This window comes from Streptomyces sp. NPDC001027 (assembly GCF_040299045.1).
In the GTDB taxonomy this organism is placed as follows: Bacteria; Actinomycetota; Actinomycetes; order Streptomycetales; family Streptomycetaceae; genus Streptomyces.
In genome coordinates, this window is sequence record NZ_JBEPBI010000329.1 from 1 (window position 1) to 6,950 (window position 6,950).

At 75.2% G+C, this 6,950-nt stretch carries 7 protein-coding genes; 2 read left to right on the top strand and 5 right to left on the bottom strand.

Annotation, left to right across the window (positions count from 1 at the left end):
- Positions 1-105: 105 nt before the first annotated feature.
- Positions 106-774 carry a hypothetical protein gene (locus tag ABT300_RS39570; protein WP_351686675.1) on the bottom strand — a complete coding sequence of 223 codons (669 nt, stop codon included), beginning with the start codon at positions 772-774 and terminating at the stop codon, positions 106-108.
- Positions 775-923: 149 nt separating this feature from the next.
- Entirely contained in the window at positions 924-2,081 is a 1,158-nt protein-coding gene (locus tag ABT300_RS39575; RefSeq protein ID WP_351686678.1) for a Gfo/Idh/MocA family protein, read from the bottom strand.
- A gap of 164 nt (positions 2,082-2,245) precedes the next feature.
- Between ABT300_RS39575 and ABT300_RS39580 the strand changes: the two genes are divergently transcribed.
- Entirely contained in the window at positions 2,246-3,289 is a 1,044-nt protein-coding gene (locus tag ABT300_RS39580; RefSeq protein WP_351686680.1) for a LacI family DNA-binding transcriptional regulator, read from the top strand.
- Here ABT300_RS39580 and ABT300_RS39585 read toward each other — a convergent pair.
- A complete protein-coding gene (locus ABT300_RS39585) occupies positions 3,279-3,623 on the bottom strand; it encodes a cupin domain-containing protein (RefSeq protein ID WP_351686682.1) in 345 nt (114 codons plus the stop codon). The two genes, ABT300_RS39580 and ABT300_RS39585, sit on opposite strands and share 11 nt — an antisense overlap.
- Positions 3,624-3,795: 172 nt before the next feature.
- Here ABT300_RS39585 and ABT300_RS39590 point away from each other — a divergent pair, with 172 nt between their 5' ends.
- Entirely contained in the window at positions 3,796-4,584 is a 789-nt protein-coding gene (locus ABT300_RS39590; protein WP_351686685.1) for an alpha/beta fold hydrolase, read from the top strand.
- A 194-nt stretch (positions 4,585-4,778) separates the two neighbouring features.
- Here ABT300_RS39590 and ABT300_RS39595 read toward each other — a convergent pair whose 3' ends face one another.
- On the bottom strand, positions 4,779-5,816 hold the full coding sequence (locus ABT300_RS39595) for a class I SAM-dependent methyltransferase (protein WP_351686691.1): 1,038 nt from the start codon (positions 5,814-5,816) through the stop codon (positions 4,779-4,781).
- Positions 5,817-5,905: 89 nt separating this feature from the next.
- A partial coding sequence (locus tag ABT300_RS39600; protein WP_351686688.1) for a glycosyltransferase occupies positions 5,906-6,950 on the bottom strand: 1,045 nt, incomplete at its 5' end.

The following is a 6,950-nucleotide window of genomic DNA, read 5'->3' on the forward strand; positions in this document are numbered from 1 at the left end:
CGGGCCGCCGCCCGGGGGCGTGCGCTTCCTTCGGTCCTCGCAGGCTCCGGCCACGCGCCGCGGACGCCTTCTGGGACCGGGCGCCAGGACGCCTTCTCCGCGCCTTCAGGCCCGCACGGCGGGGGCGGCGGCCGCCGGGGCGACGCGGGCCGCGCCGCGGTACGTCGAGATCCCCACGGCCAGCAGCCAGTAGCTGAGGACGAAGCCCATCAGCGCGGTCGTGCCCCAGCCGTTCGCCGCGTAGAAGAACGCGGGGTCGTTGCCGAAGAACAGCGACGGCACGAACGCGAGGTTGACGCCGGCCAGGACGTGGGCGGAGCGGCCGGTCCAGCGCGGCAGCAGCCCGGTGCGGACGACGGCCTGGCCGAACGCGGTCAGGAACAGCGCCAGCATGAGACGGGAGATCGACCCGTACAGGATGTAGGTGCCGCTGACGTCGATCGTCGGGTCGATCGGGTGGTCGACGGCGATGACCGCGCCGGCCTCCAGCCCCATCGAGACCAGGGTGACCGTGGCGTACACGAGGCCGGTCGCGAAGGCGATCGAGCCGATCCACTCGTGGTCGGGGGAGACACGCCGGACCAGTTCCCGAAACGCCGTCACGAACACGACGAGACACGCCAGCGCGACGATCCCGACCAGCAGCCGGGACAGGACGTTGACGTCCGGCGGCGGGCCCGCGTAGAGGAAGTACAGCGGCACCTGGACGATGAGGGCGACGGCGGCGGCGACGGCGGCGAGGCCGGTCAGGCGCCGGGCGACGGCTTCGGACATGGGGTCCCCCTGGTTGTCTGCGTGACGGATGCGGCGCCGCCCTCTCGGCTCCAGCGGGGCTCGTTCGGCCGGCCCCACAAGCCTGCCGTCCGCGGCGGGCCCGGTCGCGGGGCCTGGACGCCGGATCGGGGGTGGTCCTGGCCCCACCCCTACGGGTGCACGTCGACCCAGCGGCCGCTCCCGGCGGAGCGCGCCATGGCCTCCAGCACGGTGGCGCTGTGCACGGCGTCCGCGAGCGTCGCCCCGTGCGGGGCTCCCTCGGCGACCGAGCGCAGGAAGCGGCAGGCCTCCACGACCTTGAGGTCGTCGTAGCCCATCGCGTTCGCCGCGCCCGGCTGGAAGGCCGCGAACTCACCGTCGCCCGGACCCACGTACACCGTGCTGACCGGCTGGTCCTGGTACGTCGTGCCGCGGCTGACGCCGAGCTCGTTCATCCTCCTGAAGTCCCAGAACACCGCGCCCTCGGTGCCGTGCACCTCGAAGCCGTAGTCGTTCTGCGCGCCGACCGAGACCCGGCAGGCCTCCAGCACGCCCCGCGCGCCGGAGGCGAAGCGCAGCAGGCAGTTGACGTAGTCCTCGTTCTCGACCGGGCCGAGTTCGCCGCCCGCCGCGAGGCTGTGGCCCGCCGTCGCCCCCGTCGGGCGGGCGCGCTGCGGGACGAAGACGGCGGTGTCGGCCGCCAGCGACGTGATGTCGCCGAGCAAAAAGCGGGCCAGGTCGACGCCGTGCGAGGCCAGATCGCCGAGCACCCCGCTGCCGCCGCGCTCCCGCTCGTACCGCCAGGTCAGCGCGCCGTCGGGGTGAGCCGCGTAGTCGCTGAGGAGACGGATGCGGACATGGGTGACGGCGCCCAGCTCACCGGCGGCGATCAGCGCGCGGGCCTTCTCGACGGCGGGCGCGTTGCGGTAGTTGAATCCGACGGCGCCCTGGACCCCGGCCCGGGCCACCGCGTCCGCCACGGCGACGGCGTCCTCGCGGGTGAGGCCCACCGGCTTCTCGATCCAGATGTGCTTGCCGGCCTCGGCCATCGCGACGCCGATCTCGCGGTGCAGGAAGTTCGGCGCGGTGATGCTGACGGCCTGGACGCGGGGGTCGGCGGCCACCTCGCGCCAGTCGCGGGTGGTGGCGGCGAAGCCGTACTGCGCGGCGGCCTCCTCCGCCCGGCCGGGGACCTCCTCGGCGACGGCCACCAGCTCCGGACGCAGGGCGAGCTGCGGATAGTGGTGCCGGACGCGGGCGTACGCCTGGGTGTGCACCCGCCCCATCCAGCCGAACCCGACGACGGCGACACCGAGCGCGTCCACCATGACGGCCCCTCTCAGCCTTCTGCCGGCCTGCGATGGACCGGTCCATGTCCTGTCCAAGTCACCCTGGGGGCGGCCCGCCGGAGGTGTCAAGGCCTTCGAGGCCCTCAGACGGCGAAGGACGTACCCCTTTGACAGCCGTCCGACGACATGGAACGGTCCATGTCATGAGACCACCGACCATCCGAGACGTCGCCGACCGCGCGGGCGTGTCCAAATCCCTGGTCTCGCTCGTGCTGCGCGGCGCCGGGCAGGTGCGCGCGGAGAAGCGGGAGGCCGTCCTGCGCGCCGCCGGCGAACTGGGCTACCGGCCGAACACGGCGGCGCGCAGCCTCAGCGAGCAGCGCACCCTCCCCGGCCCCCCGGCTCGGCCGGGCGGGGGGACCCCCATGGTCGGCGTCCTCCTGCACGACCTGCGCAACCCCTGGTACGTGGACCTCCTCGACGGCCTCAACTCCCTGCTGCACGCGCACGGTCTGCACATGCTGCTCGCCGACGCCCGTCTCAACCGCCGGGTCGGCCAGGACCCGGCCGGCCCCTTCCTGGACCTCGGGGCGGACGGCCTGGTGATCGTCGGGACGCTGCCCGACCCGGCGGCGCTCGGCGCGGTCGCGGAGCGGATCCCGGTCGTCGTCGCCGGCGCCCGGGAACCCGTCCCGCCGGGGGTCGACATGGTCGCGGGCGACGACGACCAGGGCGCGCGCCTGGTCACCGAGCACCTGCTGGCGCTCGGCCACCGCCGCATCGCCCACATCGCGGGGTACGGAGCGGTCGGCGAGCTGCGGCGGCGCAGCTTCGAGGCGGTGATGCGAGAGCACGGCGTGGAGCGGCCCGCCGTCGAGGCGAGCGACATGACCGAGGAGGGCGGCCACCGTGCCGCCGTGCGGCTGCTGGGCCGTTCCGACCGGCCGACGGCCGTGTTCGCCGTGAACGACATGGCCGGCGTGGGCGCGCTGTCGGCCGCGGACGAGCTCGGGCTGCGCGTTCCCGATGACCTCTCCGTGGTCGGCTACGACAACACCAGCACCTCCCGGCTGCGGCACCTGTGGCTGACCACCGTCGACAACGCCGGCCACGAGGTCGGCCGCCGGGCGGCCCGCTGCCTCCTGGACCGGTTCGACGGGAACGGGGGAGCGGGGCGGGTGCAGCTCGCCGCGCCGCTGCTGGAGATCCGGGGGACGACGGCGCCCCCGGCCGCGCTCACCGGTTGATGGCGTAGGCCTTGCGCAGCGTCTCGTGGACCGTCCACGTCGTGCGGTCGCCCTCGCGCAGCACGGCCATGTCCCCGGGGCCCACCGTCAGCGTCGGCCCGCCCTCGACCTCGATGGTCGCCGAGCCGCTGACCACGACGAACAGCTCGTCCGCCTCCGTGTCGGTGACCACGCCCGGGGTGATCTGCCAGATTCCCCGGATCTGCCGGCCGTCGTCGGACTGCCACAGCACCTTGCCGCTGACCTGGGGGGAGCCCGAGACGACCTGCGCCGGGTCGAGCGGGTCGGGTTCGAGGGCGGCGTCCGGAACGTGGAGAGCGAAGCTGTGGGTCATGCGGCGACCCTAGCGAGGCGCGCCGTCCCGGCGGGCTGGACACCGTGTCTGGCGTGACCCCCGCAGATGCGGCACATCGTCGGGGCCGGCGCCCCGGCCCCGACCCCTCGTGCGGCGGTCGGTCTCCGCGGTCCCGGGTGCGGCCGAGCCGTGTCGGGGTCAGGCTCGGGGTATGGGCGAACGGTGGCAGATCCGCCGGGCGGGCGCGGCGAACGCCCCGCACCGGGTGCTGATGATTCCGGGCGGGCTGTGCACGACGGAGTTCTACGCGGACGTGATGGCCGAGCCCGCGGTGGCGGGGCTGGCGATGATCGCGGTGACCCAGCCCGGGTTCGGCCCCACCGAGGCGCCCTCCGACGTCTCCATGGAGCACTACGCCCGGCTGATGGCGGACTTCGCCGCCGAGGAGGGCTGCGGCGCCGTCGTCGGCCACAGCCTGGGCGCGAACGTGGCGCTGGAGATGGCCGCGCTCGGCCTGTTCCACGGCCCGCTGGTCCTGCTGTCCCCGACCTTCTCGCGCGGCGACGAGGCCCGCTTCCTGACCGTCCTGAACGTCCTGGGCCGGGTGCCCGTGCTGGGCGGCGCGGCCTGGGCCGCCATGATCCGGCTGCTGCCCCGGGCGCTGAAACGCGAACTGCCGCCGCACCGCGCCGAGGCGCTGGCGGCGGCCATGGGCGGCAGCGACCCGGCGGCCTGCCGACGGATCGTGCGGGCCTACTACGCGTACCTCGACCGGTATCCGTCCCTGGTCCCGCGGCTGTGCGAGGCCGAGGTCCCCGCGTGGGTGGTGCGCGGCGACCGGGACGGGATCGGCCTGACGGACGGCGAGCGGCGGGGCATCGAGGCCTGCCCGCGGGTTCGTACGGTGGCGGTGGCGGACGCGGGACACCTCGCCCTCGTCGAGCAGCCGGCGGCCGTCGCCGCGGTCGTCGCCGAGGCGGTCACGGCGACGGTGCGCTGAGAGACGGGCAGGCGCCCTGAGCGGCGGGCAGGGGGCTGGTATCGGGCCGGCGCAGGAGGTGCGGATCCTCTCCGGACGCGTCGTTGACTGCCGTCATCCCGCACGCCCGCACGCCCGCACGCCCGCACGCCCGCACGCCTGCACGCCCGCACGCCCGCACGCCTGCACGCCTGCACGCCCGCCGGTCCGGCCGGTCAGTCCCGGCGGGCCACCAGCCGGTAGGCGTTGGACACGCCGAGCCGGTGCGACAGCGGCCGTACCGCGAACCGGTCCAGCAACGTGGCGACGACCAGTGCCGGGATCCCGGCGACCAGCACCGCCCCGCGCAGCGCGCGGCGCAGCGCGCCCGGCGGTCGGGGCAGCCAGGGCGCGTCGTCGCGCGGCGCCGCGTGGTCCAGCGCGAGCCAGACGCCGGCCAGCAGGTCGACCGGGTCGTGCGGCTCAGCGTGCTGCTCCGCCACCACCGTGAAGCCCAGGCCCGTGAGCCGCTCCCGCAGGTTGGCCGCCGGCACGAGGTGCAGGTGCTGCGGCTGGAGCCAGGGAAGCCACCAGCGGCCCAGCAGCCGTGCGTAGCGGCTCTCCGGGTCCGGCACCTCGATCAGCAGGTGCCCGCCGGGCCGGACCGCCTCCCGGGCGGCGCGCAGCTCACGGTCGGGATCGGTGCTGTGCTCCAGGTAGTGGAACATGCTCACCACGTCGTAGCGGGCGGCCAGTTCGGACGCGAGGTCCGGGAAGTCCCCCCGGTAGCCGCGCTCCACCCGGCCCTCCCGCTCGGCGAGTTCGACGCCGTCGGTGAAGTCGAGCCCGTCGAACACCGTGCCGGGCAGCACCTCCCGGGCGGCTGCGCAGAAGTGACCGTGCCCGGTGCCCACGTCCAGCCAGCTCTTCGGCGCGGGGTCGTGCGGCAGCATCGACTCGGCCCGCCCCCGGTACATCTTCGTCCGGCCGCCGAAGGTGTCGCCGAGCTTCTTCTCGCCCAGTCCGTCGTAGAAGTCCCGGTAGTAGAACTCCAGTCCCTGCGCGCTGAGACGAGGGTTCTGGAAGGTGTGCCCGCAGCGCTCGCAGCGGTCCAGCACGAACCGGCCCGGCTTGTGCTGGAGCAGGTCGGTGGTGCGCAGGCGGGTGGTCAGCTCGCGTGCGCCGCACCAGGGGCAGTCGGCGCGGCGGGGTTCGAAGAAGCGCTCCAGCCCGGCGGCGAGGTCCGCCTGGTAGACGGGCCGCAGTCCGGCTATCCGCTCGGCAGACTTGACGGGCTCTGCGGGCTCTGCGGTCTCCGCAGGCCTGACGGGCTCGGTCGGATCGCCGGACGTGGTCTGATCGGTCATCTGAACTCCCGTGCCAGTGCGTCGAGTCGGGCCGCCGCGGCGGGCGCGCCGCCCGCGGCGCGGAACGCGGTGCGGATCCGGACGGCCGCCGCGCGGGGGCCGGGGTCGTCCAGGACGAAGTCGAGCGCCGCGCCGAACCGCTGTGCGGTGACCCGGCCGAAGCGCACCCGCACCCCGGCCCCCGCGTCCACGACCTGCCCGGCCACCACCGGCTGGTCGTCGCGGATGGGGGCCACGACGAGCGGGATTCCGTGCCACAGGGACTCGCACACGGTGTTGTGGCCCGCGTGGCAGACCACCGCGCCGACTCCCCGCTCCAGCAGGGCGAGTTGCGGCACGGACGGCACGATCAGCACGTCCTTGTCCAGGTCCGGCTCCCGCGCTCCCAGTGCGCCGCCGGGGTCCACGATCACCCCCTGCACCCGGTCGGCCCGCTCCCGCAGCGCGCTCCGGCACACGTCGAGGAAGCGGCCGCCGACGTCGGCGTTCGCGGTGCCGAGCGAGACCAGCACGGTGGCGCGCCCGGCGTCGAGCCACTCCCACGGGAAACCGGCGGCGGACGGCCGGGCCGAGACCGACGGGCCGACCCAGCAGACGCTCCCGCCGCTGCCGGAGATCACGCCGCGGTCGGCGGTCCCGGGCGGTCCGCCCGCCAACTCCGGTGTGCTGAAGGCGAGAACGAGATGCGGGGAGAATCGGGGGTCGCCGGCTCCGGCGGGGTCGCCGACGGCGGCCCGCAGCGCGGTCAGCCGCTCGTCCAGCCACCGGCGGACCTTGGGCAGCCCGGCCAGCGGGTCGGTGAACTCGGCGGACGTGGTCGCCGAGGTCGCCCAGGGCAGGCCCAGCCGCTCGGCGACCAGGGCGCCGGCGAAGGCCTGCTGGTCGGCGACGACGACGTCGGGCCGGAACTCCTCGATCGCCGCCCGCACCCCCGGCGCCATCGCCTCGGCCAGCGGCAGCAGATACCACTCCCACAGGAACTTCAGCGCCTCCGGCCCGCGCAGGTCCGCGGGCCGCTCACCTGCGGCGGGGCGCCCGCGG